This is a genomic window from Streptomyces sp. Je 1-369, assembly GCF_026810505.1.
Taxonomy (GTDB): Bacteria; Actinomycetota; Actinomycetes; order Streptomycetales; family Streptomycetaceae; genus Streptomyces.
In genome coordinates, this window is the sequence record NZ_CP101750.1 from 3,763,485 (window position 1) to 3,785,420 (window position 21,936).

General features: G+C 69.9%; 16 protein-coding genes. 10 read left to right on the forward strand and 6 right to left on the reverse strand.

Going from position 1 to position 21,936, the window contains the following annotated elements:
• Positions 1-2,868, reverse strand: coding sequence for a penicillin acylase family protein (locus NOO62_RS17070; protein ID WP_268771741.1), 2,868 nt, complete (start codon positions 2,866-2,868; stop codon positions 1-3).
• Positions 2,869-3,136: 268 nt separating this feature from the next.
• Between NOO62_RS17070 and NOO62_RS17075 the strand changes: the two genes are divergently transcribed.
• From NOO62_RS17075 to mscL, 6 genes are all read left to right on the forward strand, one after another.
• The gene (locus NOO62_RS17075) at positions 3,137-4,636 is read left to right on the forward strand and encodes a potassium/proton antiporter (RefSeq protein WP_268775659.1); all 1,500 of its coding nucleotides are present in this window, start codon (positions 3,137-3,139) and stop codon (positions 4,634-4,636) included.
• Between the two features lie 231 nt (positions 4,637-4,867).
• Positions 4,868-6,136 (forward strand): MFS transporter, encoded by a 1,269-nt coding sequence (locus NOO62_RS17080; protein ID WP_268771742.1) that lies wholly within the window; start codon positions 4,868-4,870, stop codon positions 6,134-6,136.
• A gap of 67 nt (positions 6,137-6,203) precedes the next feature.
• A complete protein-coding gene (locus NOO62_RS17085; protein WP_268771743.1) occupies positions 6,204-6,548 on the forward strand; it encodes an FmdB family zinc ribbon protein in 345 nt (114 codons plus the stop codon).
• Positions 6,549-6,665: 117 nt separating this feature from the next.
• The gene (locus tag NOO62_RS17090; protein WP_268771744.1) at positions 6,666-7,535 is read left to right on the forward strand and encodes an S-methyl-5'-thioadenosine phosphorylase; all 870 of its coding nucleotides are present in this window, start codon (positions 6,666-6,668) and stop codon (positions 7,533-7,535) included.
• Between the two features lie 251 nt (positions 7,536-7,786).
• Entirely contained in the window at positions 7,787-8,245 is a 459-nt protein-coding gene (locus tag NOO62_RS17095; RefSeq protein ID WP_268771745.1) for an RcpC/CpaB family pilus assembly protein, read from the forward strand.
• 135 nt (positions 8,246-8,380) lie between these two features.
• Complete coding sequence (mscL, locus tag NOO62_RS17100; protein ID WP_268771746.1) at positions 8,381-8,860, forward strand: large conductance mechanosensitive channel protein MscL; 480 nt, start codon at positions 8,381-8,383, stop codon at positions 8,858-8,860.
• 7 nt (positions 8,861-8,867) lie between these two features.
• Here the strand turns inward: mscL and NOO62_RS17105 are convergent, their stop codons facing one another.
• From NOO62_RS17105 to nirB, 5 genes are all read right to left on the reverse strand, one after another.
• Positions 8,868-9,083 carry a hypothetical protein gene (locus NOO62_RS17105; RefSeq protein ID WP_268771747.1) on the reverse strand — a complete coding sequence of 72 codons (216 nt, stop codon included), beginning with the start codon at positions 9,081-9,083 and terminating at the stop codon, positions 8,868-8,870.
• A gap of 37 nt (positions 9,084-9,120) precedes the next feature.
• Positions 9,121-9,942: a pyruvate formate-lyase-activating protein gene (pflA, locus tag NOO62_RS17110; protein ID WP_268771748.1), complete on the reverse strand. Its 822-nt coding sequence runs from the start codon at positions 9,940-9,942 to the stop codon at positions 9,121-9,123.
• A 132-nt stretch (positions 9,943-10,074) separates the two neighbouring features.
• Positions 10,075-12,345, reverse strand: a complete 2,271-nt coding sequence (gene pflB / locus NOO62_RS17115) for a formate C-acetyltransferase (RefSeq protein WP_268771749.1) — start codon at positions 12,343-12,345, stop codon at positions 10,075-10,077.
• A gap of 252 nt (positions 12,346-12,597) precedes the next feature.
• Positions 12,598-13,998, reverse strand: a complete 1,401-nt coding sequence (locus NOO62_RS17120) for a NarK family nitrate/nitrite MFS transporter (protein ID WP_268771750.1) — start codon at positions 13,996-13,998, stop codon at positions 12,598-12,600.
• A 168-nt stretch (positions 13,999-14,166) separates the two neighbouring features.
• Complete coding sequence (gene nirB / locus NOO62_RS17125) at positions 14,167-16,917, reverse strand: nitrite reductase large subunit NirB (RefSeq protein WP_268771751.1); 2,751 nt, start codon at positions 16,915-16,917, stop codon at positions 14,167-14,169.
• Positions 16,918-17,279: 362 nt separating this feature from the next.
• Between nirB and NOO62_RS17130 the strand changes: the two genes are divergently transcribed.
• The 4 genes from NOO62_RS17130 (at position 17,280) to NOO62_RS17145 (ending at position 21,854) form a co-directional block, all read left to right on the forward strand.
• Positions 17,280-18,005, forward strand: a complete 726-nt coding sequence (locus tag NOO62_RS17130) for a sirohydrochlorin chelatase (protein ID WP_268771752.1) — start codon at positions 17,280-17,282, stop codon at positions 18,003-18,005.
• A gap of 32 nt (positions 18,006-18,037) precedes the next feature.
• The gene (locus NOO62_RS17135; protein WP_268771753.1) at positions 18,038-19,339 is read left to right on the forward strand and encodes a low temperature requirement protein A; all 1,302 of its coding nucleotides are present in this window, start codon (positions 18,038-18,040) and stop codon (positions 19,337-19,339) included.
• A 25-nt stretch (positions 19,340-19,364) separates the two neighbouring features.
• Positions 19,365-20,468: a P1 family peptidase gene (locus NOO62_RS17140; RefSeq protein ID WP_268771754.1), complete on the forward strand. Its 1,104-nt coding sequence runs from the start codon at positions 19,365-19,367 to the stop codon at positions 20,466-20,468.
• A 207-nt stretch (positions 20,469-20,675) separates the two neighbouring features.
• Positions 20,676-21,854: a L,D-transpeptidase gene (locus NOO62_RS17145; RefSeq protein ID WP_268775660.1), complete on the forward strand. Its 1,179-nt coding sequence runs from the start codon at positions 20,676-20,678 to the stop codon at positions 21,852-21,854.
• Positions 21,855-21,936: the final 82 nt, after the last annotated feature.

Sequence of the window (21,936 nt, forward strand, 5' to 3'; positions counted from 1 at the left end):
TCAGGGACGCAGGACCAGCTTGTCGCTGGTGCTGTCCTCGACCGCCTTGTCCGTGAACGCCCACGGCAGCAGTTCGCCCTTGGTCCACTTCTCCGTCTGGTCGGTGTAGTGGTCGTTGTAGGCGTGTCCCGAGGCGCCGGTGAGGTTGATCCACTTGGACTTGTCGAGGTCCTTGAGGTTCACCACCATGCGCATGGAGGGCACCCAGAGCACTCCGTAGCCGCCCGCCGCGTTCCAGCCGGTCGCGTTGACCGCCGCCTCGCCGCCGCCGAGGTTCCACGGGCCGCGGTTGAGGACCCACTGCAGCCAGCCGGGGCCCTCGGTGCCGAGGGTCTGGTTCTTCAGCTCCAGCCGGTGCAGACGGCCCCAGCTCCAGGAGTCGACGTCCTTGCCGAGCTTGGCCGTCAGGTCCCAGCGCGCGTCCTCCAGGGCCCGCTTGAACAGCTGGTCGCGGGTCTTGGTCGCCTCGTCCGTGCGGGTCCCCGGCGTCTTCCACCAGTCGTTGGTCTCGTCGTCGATGATCTTGCGGATCACCTCGTAGTACCGGTCGCCGCCGTCCGGCTGGGCCGAGTCGGCGTCGCGCTCACCGCACTCGCGGACCTTCTTGCCCTCGTCGGCCGGGCCGGTGTTGCCGGCCGGCTCGACATTCAGGCACTGGCCCTTGACGCGCAGCTCCTTGGGGAGCTTGTTGCCGATGGCCAGCTTGAGGATGTTGCGCCACACCGAGTTGAAGTACGCGGCGGCCGCGGAATCGGCGTCCTGGGTGTAGTCCCAGCCCTCGAGGAGCTTCTGCGCCTCGCGGACGTACTTGTCCTTGACGTCGATCTTCAGCAGCTTGGGCACGAGCAGCTTGGCGATCTCGCTGCTGTTGTCCATCTGCATGAGGCGCATGTCCTCGGTGGAGACCTTGCCGCCGTTCTTGATCTTCGACTGGATGAGGTCGTCGATCCGCTGGCTGCGCGCTCCGTAGCCCCAGTCCGAGGTGAGCTTGTACGGGTAGTCGGCCTGGTCGCGGTCGTCGATCACGGCCTGGTTGGCGGTGACGATGTAGCCGCGCTTCGGGTTGTACTCGTAGGGCAGCGCGTCCTGCGGGATGTAGCCGGTCCAGCGGTAGGCACGGTCCCAGCCCGGTGCGGGGAGCGAACCGTCGCCCTTGCCGCGCTTGGGGATCCGGCCGGGCGCCTGGTAGCCGATGTTGCCGTCGGTGTCGGCGTAGATCAGGTTCTGGGACGGCACTTCAAAAGAAGCGGCCGCCTTGCGGAACTCCGTGAAGTCCTTCGCCCTGTTGAGCTCGAAGACGGCGTCCATGGACTTGCCCGGGTTCAGCGCGGTCCAGCGCAGCGCCACTCCGTAGCCGTCGCCCCGGTCGGGGGCCGCGGTGTCCACACCGGCCTTCTTGCCGACCTTCACCAGCTCGTCGTCGCGGTCGGAGATCAGTGGCCCGTTGTTGGTCTCGCGGACCGTGATCTTCTTTTCCTTGCCGCCCGCGACCTTGATGGTCTCCTCGCGGGAGATGAAGGGCTTCACCTTGCCGTCGTACTGGTAGCCGTCCCCGGTGAACTTCTCCAGGTACAGGTCCGTGACGTCGGCGCCCAGGTTCGTCATGCCCCAGGCGATGTTCTTGTTGTGGCCGATGACCACGCCGGGCATGCCGGCGAACGTGTAGCCCGAGACGTCGTACTGGCACTTCTCGGAGACCGAACGGCAGTGCAGGCCCATCTGGTACCAGACGGAGGGCAGCTGCGGCGCCAGGTGCGGGTCGTTCGCGAGGAGCGGCTTTCCGGTGATGGTGTGCTTGCCGGAGACGACCCAGGAGTTCGAGCCGATGCCGTTGCCGTTCGGTCCCAGGATGGCCGGAACCTCGTCCAGGGCGTTGGAGACGCCGTTGAGCTGCGACTGCAGCCCGTTGGGCGCTTCGGTGCCGCCCGCGAGGCCCGTACCGGCGGCGCCGCCGGTGCCAGTGCCGGTGCCGGTTCCAGTGCCGGTGCCGGTCCCGCCGGTTCCCGTACCGCCGGTTCCGGTTCCTGTTCCGGATGTGCCCGTGCCGGTGCCACCGGCTCCGGACTGGGTGCCGGTGGGTTTGGCCTCGGGGTCGTACTCGCCGGTGACGCTGCTGTAGGCGCCCTCCCGGACGACGGGCTTGTTCCGCTTGTACGGGTACTCGGGGTACAGGTCCTTGATCTGCGACGGGCCGAGGCGGCTCGTCATCAGCGAGCGGTCGATCTCGTCCTGCATGTTGCCGCGCAGGTCCCAGGCCATGGCCTTGAGCCACGCCACGGAGTCGACGGGCGTCCACTCGTGCGGCTTGTAGTCGTTCTCGAAACCGAGCGCCGCGTACTCGACGGAGATGTCCTTGCCGTCCTTGCCGGCGAGGTAGGCGTTGACTCCCTTGGCGTACGCCTGGAGGTACTTCTTCGTCTCCGGCGAGAGCTTGGAGTCGTACTCCTTCTTCGCCACCCGGTGCCAGCCGAGCGTGCGCAGGAATTCATCGGTCTTGACCTGGCTCTTCCCGAACATCTCGGAGAGCCGCCCGGAGGTCATGTGACGGCGGACGTCCATCTCCCAGAAGCGGTCCTGCGCCTGGACGAAGCCCTGGGCCATGAAGAGATCCGCGTCGGACTCGGCGTAGATCTGCGGGATTCCGTTCCCGTCGCGCTTCACGTCGACGGGACCGGCGAGACCATCGAGCTTGATCGTTCCCTTGGTCTGCGGGAAGGAGGCGCGCACGGTGCTGACGCTCCAGTACGCGCCGAAGCCGATGCCTCCGACGATGGCCAGGACCAGGACGATCACGACGAGTCGGGCTCGGCGCCCCTTCTTCTTGCCGGCCTTATGACCGGAAGACGAGGCGTTGGTGTTGGAGGGCATCGCTGTCCTTGCTGTCCTTACGCGAGCGGCAGGGCGGGCTGTGCTGTCGACTTGGGCGGCTCTGGGAGCGCAGGAGCAACCATAGGCGCAGGGCGTTCCGGCTCCGGACGCGGAGTCAGGAACCAGGCCCCTCCGAGATCGAATAGTCATTCGAGCGCATCAAGAAAGCGTTAACAATTAGGTAAGGTAACGAAGTACTCCTACGTAGTACTCGGCTTCGCGGAGGACTCCCTACGTAGTACTCGGTTCACGGAGGAAGGAACGGCCCCTGACTGTCCACCACCTCAACCAGCTCCTGCTCGTCTGCTCGCTCGTTCTGCTCGTCGCCGTCGCGGCGGTCCGCATCTCGTCGCGCAGCGGGCTCCCCAGCCTGCTGCTGTACCTGGGCATCGGCATCGCCATGGGCCAGGACGGCATCGGCGACGTCCACTTCGACAACGCCGAACTGACGCAGGTCATCGGCTATGCCGCCCTGGTCGTGATCCTCGCGGAGGGCGGCCTCGGGACGAAGTGGAAAGAGATCAAACCCGCACTGCCCGCGGCGGCCGTGCTGTCGACCGTCGGCGTCGCGGTGAGCGTCGGCATCACCGCGGCGGGCGCCCACTACCTCGTGGGCCTGGAGTGGCGGCAGGCGTTCATCATCGGCGCGGTGGTCTCGTCCACGGACGCGGCCGCGGTCTTCTCGGTGCTGCGCAAGGTGCCGCTCCCCTCGCGCGTGACGGGTGTCCTGGAAGCGGAGTCGGGGTTCAACGATGCCCCTGTGGTGATCCTCGTCGTGGCGTTCTCCACGGCCGGACCGGTGGACGACTGGTACGTACTGCTCGGCAAGATCGCCCTGGAGCTGGCGATCGGTGCCGCGACAGGCCTCGCGGTCGGCTGGCTCGGCGCCTTCGGCCTGCGGCACGTGGCGCTGCCCGCCTCCGGCCTGTACCCCATCGCCGTCATGGCCATCGCCGTCGCCGCGTACGCAGCGGGCGCCATGGCACACGGCAGCGGGTTCCTCGCCGTCTACCTCGCGGCGATGGCGCTCGGCAACGCCAGGCTGCCCCACTGGCCGGCCACCCGCGGCTTCGCCGAAGGCCTCGGCTGGCTCGCCCAGATCGGCATGTTCGTCCTGCTCGGCCTGCTGGTCACCCCGCACGACCTGCTCGACGACACCTGGCCCGCGATCGTCATCGGCCTGGTCCTCACGGTGGTGGCACGCCCCCTGGAAGTCGTCCTCAGCCTGCTGCCGTTCCGTGTGCCCTGGCAGGAGAAGGCCCTGCTGTCCTGGGCCGGACTGCGCGGCGCCGTGCCCATCATCCTGGCGACGATCCCCATGGTGAGCGGCGTCGACGACAGCCAGCGGATCTTCAACATCGTCTTCGTCCTGGTCGTCGTCTACACCCTCATCCAGGGCCCGACGCTGCCCTGGCTGGCAAGGAAGCTGCGCCTCGGCGACTCCTCGGAGGCCGCCGACCTCGGCATCGAATCGGCGCCCCTTGAGCGCCTCCAGGGCCACCTGCTGTCGGTGGACATCCCCAGGGAGTCGCGCATGCACGGCGTAGAGGTGGCCGAGCTGCGGCTGCCGACGGGATCCGCGGTCACGCTCGTCGTGCGCGACGGCGAATCGTTCGTGCCGCTGCCGACGACGGTCCTGCGACGCGGCGACGAGCTCCTGGTCGTGGCGACCGACCCGGTGCGGGACGCAGCCGAGAAGCGGCTGCGCGCGGTCGGCCACGGCGGAAAGCTGGCCAGCTGGCTGGGAACCGACGGAGAAAAGCACTAATCGTAGGTGTCGGGGGTCTCATCGGCTGCAATCACAGGGGCTAATGGGACTCCCCCCTGTACGATAAAGGCATTCAGATCGAACCAACTCTGCCTGAAGCAGAGCTGGCGCGACCGTATGGCGGTCGAGGCGCCCTCGCAGTGGCACCCGGCATCTACCGCAGTTCCGCGCAAGAGGACAGCTCTCGGCGCCCCCGCACGGGCGCTACCAGGCGGCAGAAAGGCACGGGCCGTGGCATCCACGGTCACCGAATCCCGCCCGGGCTACGGACAGCTCCTGCGCACCCCTCGCGCCTGGACGTTCCTGCTCCCCGGCTTCGCGGCGCGACAGCCGTTCGCGATGCTGACGATCTCCATCGTCCTGCTGGTGCAGCACACCACCGGCTCGTACGGTGCCGCGGGCGCCGTCTCGGCCGCCACCGGCGTCTCCATGGCGCTGTTCGCCCCCTTCAGCGGCAAGCTCGCCGACCGGTTCGGCCAGCGCGCCGTGCTGCTGCCCGGCGTCCTGGTCCACTCCGCCTCCGTCGTCACCCTGACGGTGCTCGCGCTCTCCGACGCCCCCCTGTGGGCCCTGTTCGTGGCCGCCGTGCCCGCGGGCGCCTCCACGCCGCAGATCGGCCCCATGGTGCGTGCCCGCTGGGGCGTCAAGCTCCAGGACACTCCCCTGGCCACCACGGCGGCCGCCTTCGAGTCGGTCACCGACGAGCTGACCTTCGTCCTCGGCCCGCTCCTCGCGACCGCGCTGTGCACCACCATCGACCCTTCCGCCGGACTCCTCACCGAGGCCGGACTCACGCTGGTCGGCGGCCTCCTGTTCGCCGCGCAGAAGAGCACCGAGCCCAAGCCGTCCGCTCACGACGAGCACGCGCGCGTGGAGCACGTCTCCGCACTGCGCGTCCCCGGAGTGCGGGTCCTCATCGTCACGTTCCTCGGCATCGGCGCCGTCTTCGGCGGCATGCAGGTCTCGCTGGCCGCGTTCACCGAGTCGATCGGCGAGCCCGGCCTGAACGGTGTCCTGTACGGCACCTTCGCGGCGGGCAACATGCTCTCCGGGGTCATCTGCGGCGCCATCGCCTGGAAGGTCTCCCCCCAGCGGCGCCTCCTGGTCGGCTACACCGCACTGACCCTGATGGCCTCCGGCCTGTGGGCCGCGCACTCCGTGCTGCTCCTCGCAGGGCTCGGCCTGCTGGTCGGCGTCTGCATCGCGCCCGCCCTGATCACCGGCTACACGCTGGTCGACAAGCTGGTCGCGCCGACCGGCCGCACGGAGGCCTTCACCTGGCTGACCGGCGCGGTCGCGCTCGGCCAGGCGGCGGCCGTGACGGTCGCGGGACAGCTGGAGGACCGCCTCTGGGACGGGGCCGGTTTCCTGGTCCCGCTGGGTGGCACGGCACTGGCCCTCGCGGTCCTCGTGACGCTGCGCTCGCGGCTCGTCCCCCCGGCTCCGGGGCGCACGGTGGCGCGTGGCGTCGGTCACCGCGTACCGGTGACGGTGGACTGATCCCGCGGAATACGTCACTATGGACCGTCGTTAGCACTCATCGAGTGAGAGTGCCAGGAGGAAGCAAGTGCCGACGTACCAGTACCAGTGCACCGAGTGCGGCGAGGGCCTCGAGGCGGTGCAGAAGTTCACCGATGACGCCCTGACCGTATGCCCCAGCTGCGACGGACGCCTCAAGAAGGTGTTCTCGGCGGTCGGCATCGTCTTCAAGGGCTCCGGGTTCTACCGCAACGACAGCCGCGGCTCGTCGTCGAGCAGCACGCCGGCGAACGCCGCGTCGAAGTCGGGATCCGGCTCGTCGTCGTCCTCCTCGTCGACGTCGGACTCGAAGGCTGCTTCGTCCTCCTCGTCCTCGGACTCCAAGTCGTCCGGCTCCTCCTCGACGTCCACGTCGTCGAGCTCGGCGGCGTAGGACTCTCCGCAGACCGTTCTGCCCGGCCCCGCCGTCCACGTGACGGCGGGGTCGTCGGCGTGTGCCGGGGGCGCGTGGGCGTGTGCTGTCGCGGGGGCCCCGGCTACTCTGCGGTCCATGGTGAACACGGTGAACGCCGCGCGGGCCGAGATCGGCGTCGTAGGCGGCTCCGGCTTCTACTCCTTCCTCGACGACGTGACCGAGGTCCAGGTCGACACCCCCTACGGCGCTCCGAGCGACTCCCTCTTCCTCGGTGAGATCGCAGGACGCCGGGTCGCCTTCCTGCCCCGGCACGGCCGCGGCCACCATCTGCCGCCGCACCGCATCAACTACCGTGCCAACCTGTGGGCATTGCGCTCCGTGGGCGTGCGCCAGGTCCTCGGACCGTGCGCGGTCGGCGGGCTGCGGGCCGAGTACGGGCCCGGCACGCTGCTCGTGCCCGACCAGCTCGTGGACCGCACGCAGACGCGCGCCCAGACGTACTTCGATGGGGCGCCGCTCCCCGACGGCAGCGTGCCGAACGTCGTCCACGTCTCGCTCGCCGACCCCTACTGCCCGGTGGGCCGCGCCGCCGCCGTACGGGCCGCGCGCGCCCGTGACTGGGAGCCGGTCGACGGCGGGACACTCGTCGTGATCGAGGGGCCGCGCTTCTCGACCCGGGCGGAATCGCGCTGGTACGCCGCGCAGGGCTGGTCAGTGGTGGGCATGACCGGCCACCCCGAGGCGGCGCTCGCCCGCGAACTGGAGCTCTGCTACACGTCCTTGGCGCTGGTCACGGACCTGGACGCGGGCGCCGAGACCGGCGAGGGCGTCTCGCACGACGAGGTCCTGCGGGTCTTCGCCGCCAACGTGGACCGGATGCGGGGCGTGCTGTTCGACGCGGTGGCGGGGCTGCCGGAGCCGACGGGGGGAAGGGGCGGGGGCGGTCGGGCGTGTCTGTGTGCGGGGGCGTTGGGCGGGGTGGATACGGGGATCCGGTTGCCGTGAGCGGCTGCGGCGAGCAGCTGCCGTGAACAGGCGGAAGTTTCCCTTCGGGTGAGGGAGTTGTCCACAACCGGCGAGTAGTCCACGGGGCTCAGCGGGGATCGGCGCGAGCCCGCATCGTGAGAGCGGAAGCCGAGCTCCTCGCATCGCAGGCGGTGGTTGTCATGACGCACGTCCCTCCTCAGACCCGACCGGAACATCACACGGAAGATCACGCACGCCCCGAGGGCCGCCGCGTCCCTTCCTTCCCACCCGTGCGGGTCCGCGGCGGGTATCCGCGGCTGGGGCGGCTGCTGCGGCAGAGACGGCGGGTCATGGCCGTGGGGCTCGCGATGACCGCGGCGGCCCTGGCGAGCACGGTCCCGCGGGAGGCGGTGCCCCGAGAGGCACCCGCACCGCACCGGGTCGCGGCTACGGCCACAGCTGAACGCTCCGCGGCCACCGTGACCGCCCCCGTGCGCATCGCGGACGCGGACACCGTGCGACTGCTGCGCCCCGGCGACCGGGTCGACGTGATCGCCGCCGACGGATCGCCCGCGGGCGGCGCCGAGCCGCACACGGTGGCGTCGGGGGCACGGGTGACCGCCGTGCCCGAGCCGGGGGAAGGTCCCGCCGAGAGCGGCGCGTTGGTGGTGCTGTCCGTCCCGAGGGACACGGCCGCACGGCTGGCCGGAGCGGGGACGAGCGCGCGTCTGGCGGTGACCCTCCGATGAAGCGGAACGTTCACGATCGCACTGGGGGCCGGGCAGGTCGCTGGTTCGTGCGCATCAATTGGACAGGTCGCCCCGGGGCTCACGTAGGTTGCGAAGTTGTTTGTTCCGCAACCCGCACATGCAACGAAAGGCCTCGTGGTGAGCGCGAAGAAGGAACCGGGCGTTTGGGATGGCTTCAAGGCCTTCCTGATGCGCGGCAATGTCGTCGACCTGGCGGTCGCGGTGGTCATCGGAGCCGCCTTCACGAACATCGTGAACTCGGTGGTGAAGGGCGTCATCAACCCGCTCGTCGGCGCCTTCGGCACGAAGGACCTCGATCACTACCACTCGTGCCTGAAGTCTCCGTGCGAGATGAACGAAGCGGGGGAGGTCGTCAAGGGCATCCCGATCATGTGGGGCACCGTGCTCAGCGCGGTGCTCAGCTTCGTGATCACCGCGGCCGTCGTGTACTTCCTGATGGTGCTCCCCATGGCCAAGTACCTGGCACGGGTGGCCGCCAAGAGGGCCGAGAGGGAGGGCACGAAGGAGGTTCTCGAGGTCTCCGAGCTGGAGGTGCTCAAGGAGATCCGCGACGAGCTGGTGGCACAGCGCGGCTCACGGCCGCGCGAGGAGTAGCCCGGGCTCAGAGGTGGTGGGGCGGCTTCTCGTCGAGGAAGCGCGCGAGGTCGGCCGCGCTGTCGCCGCGGGTCTCGGCCCGCTCGCCCCACCCACGGTCCGTGTCGTCCGATGACTGCTGCGCCAGCGGGTCGTCGAAGACCAGCGCGTTCTTCGGCTTGGCTTTCGGCTCGGGCGTCGGCTCGTCCGGATCGCGCGGTTCGGGGGCGGGGGCGGTACTCATGCCTCCAGGGTACGTCGGGCCGTCCGGCCCCCTGGATTCATACGGCTTCGAGGCCCTGGGCCGCGAAGATCTCCTTGGCGGCCGTCACCTGGTCCAGGGTGGGCGACGGAGTGCCGCGCAGCGTGAAGTCCTTGCCGAGCGCGTCCCACTTCGCCTCGCCCAGCTTGTGGAAGGGCAGCACGTCGACGCGCGAGATGTTGCCGAGCGAGGCGGCGAAGCGGGCGACGCCCTCGATGTTCGCCGGGTCGTCGGTCAGACCGGGGACGAGGACGAAGCGCACCCAGGTCTCCTGGCCGAGGCCCGCGAGGCGGCGGGCGAAGTCGAGGGTGGGCTGCAGGGGGCGCCCGGTGACCGTGCGGTACGTGTCGGGGTCCCAGGACTTGATGTCGAGCAGGACCAGGTCGACGTCGCGGAGCAGGGCGTCGGTGGCGCGCGTGCCGAGGAAGCCGGATGTGTCGAGCGCGGTGTGCAGGCCCAGCTCGTGCTTGAGGCGGTGGAGCAGCTCGCCGGTGAAGACCGGCTGCAGGAGGGGTTCGCCGCCGCTGACGGTGGCTCCGCCTCCGGCCGCGGAGATGAACTTCGTGTACTTGGCGGCCTCCGCGATCACGTCGTCCGCCGTGGTCCGCTTGCCGTCCCGCATCCGCCAGGTGTCGGGGTTGTGGCAGTACAGGCAGGTGAGGGGGCAGCCTGCGAGGAACGTGACGAAGCGCGACCCCGGCCCGTCGACGCCGGTCGACAGGTCCCAGGAGTGGATCGAGCCGGTGACGGGGCGGTGGGTGGCGGCCGCCGCGGGGGTGGCCGCGTCCTCGTCGGTGGTGCGGGGGCGTACGGGGATGTCGGTTCCGAGCAGGACAGCCATGGCGTGACTCCTGGACTACTGGCAGGAAGCGGAGTGCGCGGCGCCCGGGGTCTGGGTGAGGGCCGGGCCCCGGGGCCGCGGTTCGGGGCCGGCTCCCCGCGGGGAGCCGGGGGCTCGGGGAGAGCCGGTGGCTCAGAGGGAGCCGTGGAAGGTGCGGTTGATGACGTCGAGCTGCTGGTCGCGGGTGAGCCGGATGAAGTTGACCGCGTATCCGGAGACCCGGATGGTCAGCTGCGGGTAGTTCTCCGGGTGCTCCATGGCGTCCTCCAGGGTCGCCTTGTTCAGCACGTTGACGTTCATGTGGAAGCCGTCGCTGGCCATGAAGCCGTCCACGACTCCGGCGAGGTTCGCGACGCGCTCCTCGGGGGTGCGGCCGAGCGCGTCCGGAGTGATGGTGTTGGTCAGCGAGATGCCGTCCTCGGCGTCGTCGTAGGGCAGCTTGGCGACCGACATGGCCGAGGCGATGTAGCCGTGCTCGTCGCGGCCGTTCATCGGGTTGGCGCCCGGTGCGAACGGCATGCCCGCGCGGCGGCCGTCGGGGGTGTTGCCGGTCTTCTTGCCGTAGACGACGTTCGAGGTGATGGTCAGCACCGACTGGGTGTGCACCGCGTCGCGGTAGGTGGGGTGCTTGCGGACCTTCTGCATGAAGTCGTGCACGATGCGCCGTGCGATGTCGTCGGCGCGGTCGTCGTTGTTACCGTAAGCCGGGTAGTCGCCCTCGATCTCGTAGTCGACGGCGAGACCCGTCTCGTCGCGGACCACCTTGACCTTGGCGTGCTTGATCGCCGAGAGCGAGTCCGCGGCGACCGAGAGGCCCGCGATGCCGCACGCCATGGTGCGCAGGATCTCCTGGTCGTGCAGCGCCATCTCGATGCGTTCGTAGGCGTACTTGTCGTGCATGTAGTGGATGACGTTGAGCGCGTGGACGTACGTCTTGGCCAGCCAGTCGAGCATGGCGTCGTACTGCTTCACGACGGTCGTGTAGTCCAGGTACTCGCCCTCGATGGGCGTGAAGCCCTGCACGACGGTCTTGCCGGACTTCTCGTCGCGGCCGCCGTTGATCGCGTAGAGGAGCGCCTTGGCGACGTTCACGCGGGCGCCGAAGAACTGCATCTGCTTGCCGACGGCCATCGCGGAGACGCAGCAGGCGATCGCGGTGTCGTCGCCGTACTTGGGGCGCATCAGCTCGTCGGACTCGAACTGGATGGCCGAGGTGTCGATGGCGACCTGGGAGGCGAACTCCTTGAAGCCCTGGGGCAGCCGCTGCGACCAGAAGACCGTGAGGTTCGGCTCGGGGGCGGGGCCGAGGTTGTAGAGGGTCTGAAGGGCGCGGAAGGTGGTGCGCGAGACGAGCGGGCGGCCGTCCTCGCCGATGCCGGCCATGGACCAGGTGACCCAGGTGGGGTCGCCGGAGTAGAGCTCGTTGTACTCGGGGGTGCGCAGGAAGCGGACGATGCGGAGCTTGATGACGAAGTCGTCGATGAACTCCTGCGCCTCGGCCTCGGTGATGCGGCCCGCGTCGATGTCGCGCTGCAGGTAGATGTCGAGGAAGTTGTCGATGCGGCCGATCGACATGGCCGCGCCGTTCTGCTCCTTCACCGCGGCGAGGTAGGCGAAGTACAGCCACTGGACGGCCTCGCGGCCGGTGCGGGCGGGCTTCGCGATGTCGTAGCCGTACGACATCGCCATGGCCTTGAGTTCCTTGAGCGCCTTGATCTGCTCGGAGACCTCCTCGCGGCCCCGGATGACGTCCTCGGTCGCCCACTCCTCGCCGAGTGCGGCCTTGTCGGCCTCCTTCGCGGCGATCAGGTGGTCGACTCCGTAGAGGGCGACGCGGCGGTAGTCGCCGATGATGCGGCCGCGGCCGTAGGCGTCGGGCAGGCCCGTGATGATGCCGGACGAGCGGCAGGCGCGGATCTCGGGCGTGTAGGCGTCGAAGACCCCTTCGTTGTGGGTCTTGCGCAGGTGCGTGTAGATATCCCGGACCTCGGGGTCGGCCTCGTAGCCGTAGGCGTTGAGGGCGCCTTCGACCATGCGCCAGCCTCCGTTGGGCATGATCGCGCGGCGCAGCGGGGCGTCGGTCTGCAGGCCGACGATGAGGTCCTTGTGGTCTGCGGCGGTGCCGTCGACGTAACCGGGTCCGAAGGCGTCGATGCGGGAGGGGGTCTTCACGTCGACGTCGTAAATGCCGCGCTCGATCTCCGTGGGGAACATCGAGAGGAGCTTCTGCCAGACCTCGGTGGTGCGTTCGGTCGGGCCGGCCAGGAAGGATCCGTCGCCTTCGTACGGGGTGTAGTTCTGCTGCACGAAGTCGCGGACATCGATGGCGTCCCGCCACAGGCCGCCCTTGAAGCCGTCCCAGGCCCCGCCGTTCACAGTCGCTTCCGCAGGAGTGGCAGTCATGACGCGCACCTTCCGTATCGCTTCTTCGGTACACCTCCATTCCACTCCTGTGTGATCGAGCAAAGGGTCGGCAATGGTCCTCGATCGCGGACCGATGGTCCCCGTTTCCTCCGCGCGGAGACCCAAGCACCTCCCCTGACCTGGGGTTTCTTGTGGGACTTTGGACCTAAGTTCGCTTGTGAATTCATTCACAAGAAATTCCCGGCCGCTCCGTGGTACGGAACGGCCGGGGAGGAGGGACGGCGCGAGGCGTCAGCTCGGCGACTCCGCGCCCTTGCGGGCGTAGAACCACCAGGCGACCGCGATGCAGCTGACGTAGAAGGCCACGAAGCCCCACATCGCGCTGGTGACCGCGAAGTTGGCGAACATCGCCGGGATGAAGAAGAACCCGTACGCGGCGATGGCGGAGGTGAAGCCGGTGACGGCGCCCGCCTCCATCTCCGACTGCTTCAGCGCCTTCGCGTACTCTGGCGTGCCCTCGGAGAGGCCCTTCAGGTGCTGGTTGCGGAAGATCACCGGGATCTGGCGGAACGTGGAGCCGTTGCCGATGCCCGAGAAGAAGAACGCGAGCAGGAAGCAGACGAAGAAGCCCCAGAAGTTCCCGTCGTCGCCTCCGGAGGGGAGGAAGTTGATGACGCCGATGATCGAAAGCGCCATGCCGACGAACGAGATGATGGTGACCCGCGCGCCGCCGATCTTGTCGGCGATCCAGCCGCCGGCCCAGCGGGCGAGCGCGCCCACGGCCGGGCCCATCCAGGCGTAGGTGGCCGCGGAGTAGGCCGCGTCGATCGGGGTGAACGTGGTCTTGATGAGCATCGGCAGGGCCGCGGCGAAGCCGATGAAGGAGCCGAACGTACCGACGTAGAGCCAGGTCATCAGCCAGTTGTGCTTGCGCTTGAAGATGACCTTCTGCTGGCTGAAGGGGGTCGACGCGACCTTGAGGTCGTTCTGCCCGAACCAGGCGACGGCGGCCAGGATCACCAGGACGGGCACCCACAGGAACGCGGCGTTCTGCAGCCAGACCGGTGTGCCGTCGGCCTTGTGCTGGGCCGAGCCGACCGCGACGACCGAGCTGGTGATGACGATCGGGGTGAGCAGCTGGACGACGGAGACACCGAGGTTGCCGAGGCCGCCGTTGATGCCGGTCGCGTTGCCCTTGTCCTTCTTGGGGAAGAAGAAGCCGATGTTGGCGAGCGACGAGGCGAAGTTGGCGCCGCCGATGCCGCAGAGCGCCGCGATGGCGATCATCACGCCGTACGAGGTGTCGGGGTTCTGGACCGCGATGCCGAGCCAGATCAGCGGGACGACCAGGACGACGGTGGAGAGCGCGGTGAAGCGGCGCTGGCCGATCATCGGGCCGAGGAACGTGTAGAAGATCCGGGCCGTGCCGCCCGTCAGGCCCGGCACCGCCGTCAGCCAGAACAGCTGGGACGTGGAGAACCCGAAGCCGACGTCCTTCAGGTTGGTCGCCGTCACCGACCACACCTGCCAGACCACGAACGCCACCAGCAGGGCGGGGACCGCGATCCACAGGTTGCGGGCGGCGACCTTCCTGCCGGTGGACTTCCAGAAGAGGTCGTTCTCCGGCTCCCAGTCGGTGATGGTCTTGCCGGGCCGGTACTGCCCGGGGTCGTACGACGTGGCCGTGGGCACGGTTGGCGCTGCTTGAGCGGCAGGCGATCTCATGTTGGTTTCCAGTTCGCTCAGGGTCCCGACCTTGCTTCGGGGCCTGACATGTCCACCTTCTGGCGCGGGGGCGGTCGGGAGCAGAGGCGGAGGACACCTCCCGACCGGGCCGAAGTCCGGGGATCCGGGGGGACTTCAGACCTCGTGGACCGGCAGTCGGACCGACGGGTCGTCCAGGCACTCCCCGGTCAGCAGGTCGAACTCCTGCTTGTACATCGGCGAGGCCACGACGGTGCGGCCGTCGCGGGTGCCGAGGATGCCGTGGGCGATCACGTCGGCGCCGGAGAACGGGTCGCGGTTGCCTACGGCGTATACCCGTCCTTCACCGTCCTTGAAGAGGGCGGCCTCGGTGCCGTCGGGCAGGACCGCCGCCCGGCCGCGGCCCGGCTCGAGGAACTCGGGCGACGGCTGCGCGAGGTGCTGCTCGAAGCGGGCAAGGGCCTGCGGGTCCGCGAGGACCGCCTGCCACTCGTCGCGGTAGGCCGCCGCGTGGCGGTCCATCTGGGCTTCCAGTTCGCCGCAGATGCCGAGCGAGTCGTCGATCAGGACGGCCTTCAGGTGGCCGAGGCCGCCGATGCGCTCGAACCACGGAGCGGTGCGCTCCAGTCGCTCGCCGGTGCGCAGGTAGTACATGAGGAAGCGGTCGACGAGGCGGACGAGTTCGGTGGCGAGGAGGTCGGCGGCGAGGAGGTCGGCGTGGCGCGGCCGGGCGCCGCCGTTGCCGCCGACGTAGAGGTTCCAGCCGTGGGCCGTGGCAATGACGCCGATGTCCTTGCCGCGGGCCTCGGCGCACTCGCGCAGGCATCCGGAGACGCCGCCCTTGATCTTGTGGGGGGTGCGCAGGCCGCGGTAGCGCAGCTCCAGGTCGATGGCGAGCTGGACGGAGTCGCCCTGCCCGAACCGGCAGAACTTGGCGCCCACGCAGGACTTCACCGTACGCAGGGACTTGCCGTAGGCGTGGCCGGACTCCAGGTCGACGGCGACCAGGCGGCGCCAGATCGCGGGGAGCTGGTCCGCGCGGGCGCCGAAGAGGTCGATGCGCTGGCCACCCGTGATCTTCGTGTAGAGGTCGTAGTCGCGGGCGACCTCGCCGATCGCGATGAGCTGGGTGGGGGTGATCTCGCCGCCGGGGACGCGCGGGACGACGGAGTAGGTGCCGTCCTTCTGGAGGTTGGCGAGGAAGACGTCGTTGGAGTCCTGGAGTGCGGCCTGCTCACCGTCCAGGACGTGGCCGAGGCCCAGTTCGGGGGCGAGGGTGCCGAGGACGTTCCCGACGACGGGCTTGCAGACGGCGCAGCCCTCGCCGCCCAGGCCGTGCTCGCGCATCAGCTCGCCGAACGAACGGATGTGTTCGGTGCGGACCGTTTCGTAGATCTCGGCGCGGGTCAGCGCGAAGTGTTCGCACAGTCCCTTCGACCGCTCGATCCCGGCGGCGGCGAGCTCCGCGTCGAGCACGGACTGCAGGGTGGAGAGACAGCCGCCGCAGCCCGTGCCGGCCTTGGTGCAGCGTTTGATGCCACCGATGTCGGTGAGGGAGTTCTCGACGACGGCGGCGCGGACGACGCCCTTGGTGACGTTGTGGCAGCTGCAGACGACGGCGTCGTCGGGCAGGGCGTCGGCGCCCGGGAGTTCGACGTCCGGGGCGGGCAGGACGTACGCCTCGGGGGGTACGGGCAGGGGGCGGCCCGCGTGCGGGACCAGGGTGCCGTAGGCCGCGGCGTCGCCGACGAGGATGCCGCCGAGCAGCTGTCCCTCCGGTCCGAGCAGCAGCTTCTTGTAGACGCCCTCGCGGGTGTCGGAGAAGACGACGGAGACGGCGCCGCCCTCCGCGCCCTCGGGGGCGAACGGGTCGCCGAAGGAGGCGACGTCGGCGCCCAGCAGTTTCAGCTTGGTGGAGGTGTCGGCGCCGGTGAAGACGGTGGCGCCGTCCCCGGCGAGGGCGTCGGCGGCCGCCTCGGCCATCTGGTAACCGGGGGCGACCAGGCCGTAGACGCGGCCGTCGGCGCCCTGGGCGCACTCGCCGATCGCGTAGACGCAGGGGTCGGTGGTGCGGCAGTGCTCGTCGACGACGATGCCGCCCCGGTCCCCCACGACAAGCCCCGCAGCACGGGCGAGGTGGTCCCGGGGACGTACGCCGGCGGAGAAGACGACGACGTCGGCGTCGAGGGAGCGGCCGTCGCTCAGGCACAGTGCGCGCACGGCTCCCTCGTCGTCCGTGTCGACCCGGCTCGCCCCGACGCCGGTGTGCACGGACACGCCCATCGACTCGATGGTGGCCCGCAGGGCGGCGGCGCCTCCGTCGTCGACCTGGAGCGGCATGAGCCGGGGCGCGAACTCGACGACGTGGGTGCGCAGTCCGAGGGTGCGCAGGGCACCGGCGGCTTCCAGGCCGAGGAGTCCGCCGCCGATGACGACGCCGGTGGTCCTGCTCTCTTCGGAGGCGTACGCGGAGAGGGTCTCGACGTCGTACAGGGTGCGGTAGGTGAAGCAGCCGGTCGCGTCGGCGCCCTGGATGGGCGGCACGAAGGGGTAGGAGCCGGTGGCGATGACCAGGACGTCGTAGGGGACGGTGGTTCCGGAGGTCGTGGTGACCGTGCGGGCCGCGGTGTCGATGTGCTCGGCGGGGTCGCCGAGCCGCAGGTCGATGCCGTGGCGGGCGGGGAACTCGGTGGCGCACAGAGCGAGTTCCGCGTCGGTGGCGCCGGTGAACGCGGAGGAGAGGTGGACCCGGTCGTAGGCGGGCCTGTCCTCCTCGGCGAGCACGGTCACCTGCCAGCCGGGGCCGTCCGGGGCCGCTGGGTCGGCGAGGGCGCCACGCTCCGCGAGTGTCTCCAGGAAACGGTGTCCCACCATTCCGTGGCCGATGAGCACCAGGTTCTGGGTCATGGGAGTCACACTCCGTCGCACAGGGGGAATCCCCTGCCGGGCGGGCCCGGGAAGGGGATCTTCCCTCTGACGGTAGGCCGGGGGCGGCACGGCGCCGTACCGCTAAGGTCCCGTCCGCTTGGGCCCAACGGCCCCTGTGTAAAGGCCTTTTGGCGGTGTCGGTCCGTCGGGCTCGGGCATAGCGTCGTGGGTGACGGGCTGCCTCCCGACCACCACCGCGGCCCGCCGCGATGCGGTTTCCGGGGCGGGTGTGCGGCGACACCACTGTCCCGCCCCGGGCCTGCTCGCCGTGGTCCTGCGTTCTCCGGCTCCGGGTGGGGTGGACAGTGCGACCTGACACAGTTCCATCGCTGGTGCTCGCTGTGCACGGCAGTCCCGTGCCCGGTGCCGCGTACACGCTGGGGCGGCTCTGTGACCGGGTCGAGGAACTCGGTGGGGTGCGGCCCGCCCTCGGCCACCTCAGCCACCTCGGCCACCTCGGCCACCTCGATCACCTCGATCACCGGACCGCCTCCCTCACCGAGGCGCTGCAGGACGGTTCCGTCGTCGTGCCCCTCCTCCTCGGCGACGGCTACCACCGCACGGTCGACATCCCCGCCGCCATCCGCAGCCACAAGGGGCACTGCGTGCTCACCGACGGGCTCAGTGGTGACCGTGCCGTGGCGCTCGCCCTGCGCGACCGGTTGCACGAGGCGGAGCGGCGCGCGGGCGTGCGGGCCGACGCCGTGGTCCTCGCGGCCGCGGGCTCGTCGCGCCCCGGGGGCAACAGCGGGGCGCGGATCGCCGTCCGGCAGCTGCGGCAGCTGTTGCGCGGGGTGCCGGTGTGCGGGGCGTACTGCTCGTCGGCCGGGCCCACCGTTCCCGAAGCTGTGGCGCGGCTGCGGGGTGCCGGGTTCCAGAAGGTGGCGGTGGCCGCGCACCTGCTGGCGCCGGGGCGGTTCGCGGGGGCGCTCGCCGGGGCCGAGGCCGACGCGGTGGCCGAACCGATCGCCGATCATCCCGAGATCGCGCGGCTGGTCCTGCGACGGTACGAGACGGCCTTGCATCGCCCGGGTGGGCCTGTGGAGCGGTTGGGCGCCGCAGCCTGACTCGGCGTACGCCCTCTGCTGTCCTGGAGGGCATGACAAGCACACCCGCCTCACCCGACTCACCTGGCTCACCTGGCTCACCTGGCTCACCTGGTGCATCCGACCCAGCCACGCCACATGGCTCGTCCGCCTCACCTGCCTCACCCGCCTCGCTCGCCTCACCCACATCCCCCTTCTCCAAGCCGTTGCGGCCGCTGCTCGCCCGGGGTCGCGACGAGGAGCATCGGGCGGCGACCCCGCTGGAGCTCTTCTTCGACCTGTGCTTCGTCGTGGCGGTCGCGCAGGCCGGTGCCGAGCTGGTGCATGCCGTCGCCGAGGGGCACGCGGGCGAGGGCATCCTCAACTACGCGATGATCTTCCTCGCGATGTTCTGGGCGTGGGTCAACTTCTCGTGGTTCGCCTCGGCGTACGACAACGACGACGTGCTGTACCGCGTGGTGACGCTGATCCAGATCGCCGGTGTGCTCGTCTTCGCCGCCGGGGTGTCGCGGGCCTTCGAGGAGCACGACTTCTTCGTGGTCTGGCTCGGCTACCTGATCATGCGGATCGCCCTCACCACCCAGTGGCTGCGCGTCGCCCGTGCGGCGTCGGGCGCGGAGCGCGGGACAGCCCTGCGGTACGCGGCGGGCGTGCTGATCTGTCAGGTCGGCTGGTCGGGGCTGCTGTTCCTGCCGGAGGGCGGCAGGCCCTGGCTGTTCCTCGTGATGGCGGTCGCGGAGCTGAGCGTGCCGGTCATCGCGGAGCGTGCGTACACGACGGCCTGGCATCCGCATCACATCTCGGAGCGGTACGGGCTGTTCACCATCATCGTGCTCGGCGAGACCATCGCGGCGGCGACCGTCGCGGTGAAGTCGGGCATCAAGGAGAACGACGCGCTGGACGAGTTGCTGCCGATCGCGGCGGGCGGCCTCCTCATCGTGTTCGCCGCGTGGTGGATCTACTTCGTCGTGCCCATCCACGGCCGCCTGCGGAGCAACCGTCAGGCGCTCCTGTGGGGATACGGCCACTACGTGATCCTGGGCGCGGCCGCGGCCATCGGGGCCGGGATCGAGGTGGCGGTCGAACAGGCCGTGGGCGAGGCGCACATCTCGACGGTGGCGGCGTCCACCGCGGTGACCGTGCCGACGGCGCTCTATCTGGTGACGGTGTGGGCGCTGCACTCCCGTTACTACAAGGTGGGGGTGGCGCAGCAACTGGTGTTGCCGGTGAGCGCGTTGGCGGTGCTCGCGAGTACGTTCGCGGGCCGCTGGGCGGTGCTGGTGGCGGGACTGGTCACCGCGGCGACCGTCGCGACGGGGGTGACCCTCACCACGCGGATGGCGCGGCGCCCGTGAGGACGGAGCGTGGTACGCCTGCTCCATGACATCTGCTTCCGCTGGTCCGGCCGGGGCCGTGCGCCGGCCGCCGTCCGACTCCCTGACCGATGTCGCCGGCCTGCGGGTCGGCCACGCCACGCGGACCGGCGCGGGCCGGCTCACCGGCACCACGGTGGTCCTCGCTCCCGAGGGCGGGGCCGTCGCCGCCGTGGACGTGCGCGGCGGCGGGCCAGGCACGCGCGAGACGGACGCCCTGGATCCGCGCAACCTGGTGCAGCGCGTCGAGGCGGTCGTCCTGACGGGCGGCAGTGCGTACGGGCTTGACGCCGCGTCGGGCGTCGTGGCGTGGCTGGAGGAGCAGGGGCGGGGCGTGCGGGTCGGCCCCGACCCCACCCACGTCGTGCCCGTCGTACCGGCCGCCTGCGTCTTCGACCTGGGCCGGGGCGGCGACTTCAGGGCCCGCCCCGACGCGGCGACGGGCCGGGCCGCCATCGAGGACGCCGCGCGCACGGATCCGTTCACACCGGTCGTGGAGGGCAACGTCGGGGCGGGCACGGGCGCGCTGGTCGGCAGGTTCAAGGGCGGTGTCGGCAGCGCGAGCGTCCGCCTGGACTCCGGCATCACGGTGGCCGCGCTGGCCGTGGCGAACGCCGCGGGCTCGGCGGTGGATCCGGAGACGGGGGTGTTGTACGGGCAGTACTTCAGGGGGCGGCGGGTGAGTTACCCCGCGCCCGAGGTGCACGCGGAGGCGACCCGACGACTCGCCGAGACCGCCGAGCGAAACGGGCCGCCGCCGTTGAACACCACTCTCGCCGTGGTCGCCACGGACGCCGAACTCACCAAGGCGCAGGCGCAGAAACTGGCGGGCACGTCGCACGACGGCATGGCGCGCGCGGTGCGGCCCGTCCACCTCCTCAACGACGGCGACACGATCTTCGCCCTCGCGACCGGCGAGCGCGCCCTGGCCGTCGGCAACCCGCTCGCCCTCAACGAGATCCTCGCCGCGGGCGCGGACCTGGTGACGGAGGCGATCACGCGGGCGATGCTGGCGGCGGACTCCGTGGAGACGCCGGGCGGCATCTTCCCCTCGTACATCGGCCTCTACGGCAGACAGCAGGACGACGACGGGACAGTAGCGGGACATTGACGGGACAATGACAGGACAATGACGGGCAAGCCACCCAAAGCGCCGCAATCAGCGGCGAGTTGGGACACCCGATTGTGCTCACACTCACACCGTACGGGCGGAACCGCTCCGGGCGCGGGGCGCTCTTAACTCGTACTGAGTCTGAACACGTACTTGGAGTAGCCCGTGACAAGGTCGGTCATAGTCAACCCCCGGCGCCGTGCCCTGATGGCCGCCACCGCGCTCGCCGCCGTGGGCGCGCTGACCCTCACGGCCTGCGGCGGCGACGCCGACGCCAAGGACGACAAGAAGGGCGGCAACTCGGCGGCCGCCAAGGGCGCCGACATCGCCATCTCGTCCAAGGACGGCGCTACCGATGCCTCGATCAACGCCACCGGCGTCAAGGTCAAGAACGGCAAGCTGACCGACGTGAAGATGACGTCGGTGACGTCCGGTGCCGCGGTCGAGGGCACCATCTCCGGCGACGGTTCCTCGTGGAAGCCGAAGGCGCAGCTGGAGCGCGGCACGAAGTACAAGGTGACGGCGAACGCCAAGGACGCCAAGGGCAACGCGGCGACCGAGAACGCGACGTTCACCACGGTCTCCACCGCCAACAGCTTCATCGGCACCTACGCGCCCGACGGCGGCGCCAAGGTCGGTGTCGGCATGCCGGTCTCCTTCAACTTCGACAAGGCGATCACGGAGAAGAAGGACGTCCAGTCGCACATCACGGTGACGTCCGACAGCGGCCAGAAGGTCGTCGGCCACTGGTTCGGCAACCAGCGCCTGGACTTCCGTCCCGAGGACTACTGGAAGGCCGGCTCCAAGGTCACCATGAAGATCGACCTGGACGGCGTGAAGGGTGCGAACGGCGTCACCGGCGTACAGAACAAGACGGTCACCTTCACCGTCGGCCGCGCGCAGGTCTCCACGGTCGACGTGCAGGCCAAGAAGATGACGGTCGAGCGCGACGGCAAGGTCATCAAGTCGGTCCCGATCTCCGCGGGCAGCCCGTCGAACCCGACGTACAACGGCAAGATGGTCATCTCGGAGAAGTTCACCCAGACCCGGATGAACGGTGACACGGTCGGCTTCGGCGGTGAGTACGACATCAAGGACGTGCCGCACGCCATGCGGCTGTCCTCGTCGGGCACCTTCATCCACGGCAACTACTGGGGCTCGCCCTCGATCTTCGGCAGCGCCAACACCAGCCACGGCTGCGTCGGCCTCCAGGACGCGCGCGGCGCGGGCGACCCCGGCACCCAGGGCGCCTGGTTCTTCAACAACTCCTTGATCGGCGACATCGTGACGGTCAAGGGCTCCCCCGACAAGACCATCGCCCCGGACAACGGCCTCAACGGCTGGAACATGTCCTGGAGCGAGTGGACGGCGGGCAGCGCGAGCTGACGCACACCAACTGGGCGAGCCACGCGGGAACTTCCCCGCGTGGCTCGCGCGTTTTCCGGTTCCCGGGCATGATGTCGGACCC

Bases quoted from the DNA above. Each gene is read 5' to 3' on its own strand.
- NOO62_RS17070 (WP_268771741.1), bottom strand. From the start codon at position 2,868: ATGCCCTCCAACACCAACGCCTCGTCTTCCGGTCATAAGGCCGGCAAG.
- NOO62_RS17090 (WP_268771744.1), top strand. From the start codon at position 6,666: ATGGTGAACACGGTGAACGCCGCGCGGGCCGAGATCGGCGTCGTAGGC.
- NOO62_RS17105 (WP_268771747.1), bottom strand. From the start codon at position 9,083: ATGAGTACCGCCCCCGCCCCCGAACCGCGCGATCCGGACGAGCCGACG.
- pflA (WP_268771748.1), bottom strand. From the start codon at position 9,942: ATGGCTGTCCTGCTCGGAACCGACATCCCCGTACGCCCCCGCACCACC.
- pflB (WP_268771749.1), bottom strand. From the start codon at position 12,345: ATGACTGCCACTCCTGCGGAAGCGACTGTGAACGGCGGGGCCTGGGAC.
- nirB (WP_268771751.1), bottom strand. From the start codon at position 16,917: ATGACCCAGAACCTGGTGCTCATCGGCCACGGAATGGTGGGACACCGT.
- NOO62_RS17135 (WP_268771753.1), top strand. From the start codon at position 18,038: ATGACAAGCACACCCGCCTCACCCGACTCACCTGGCTCACCTGGCTCA.
- NOO62_RS17140 (WP_268771754.1), top strand. From the start codon at position 19,365: ATGACATCTGCTTCCGCTGGTCCGGCCGGGGCCGTGCGCCGGCCGCCG.
- NOO62_RS17145 (WP_268775660.1), top strand. From the start codon at position 20,676: ATGGCCGCCACCGCGCTCGCCGCCGTGGGCGCGCTGACCCTCACGGCC.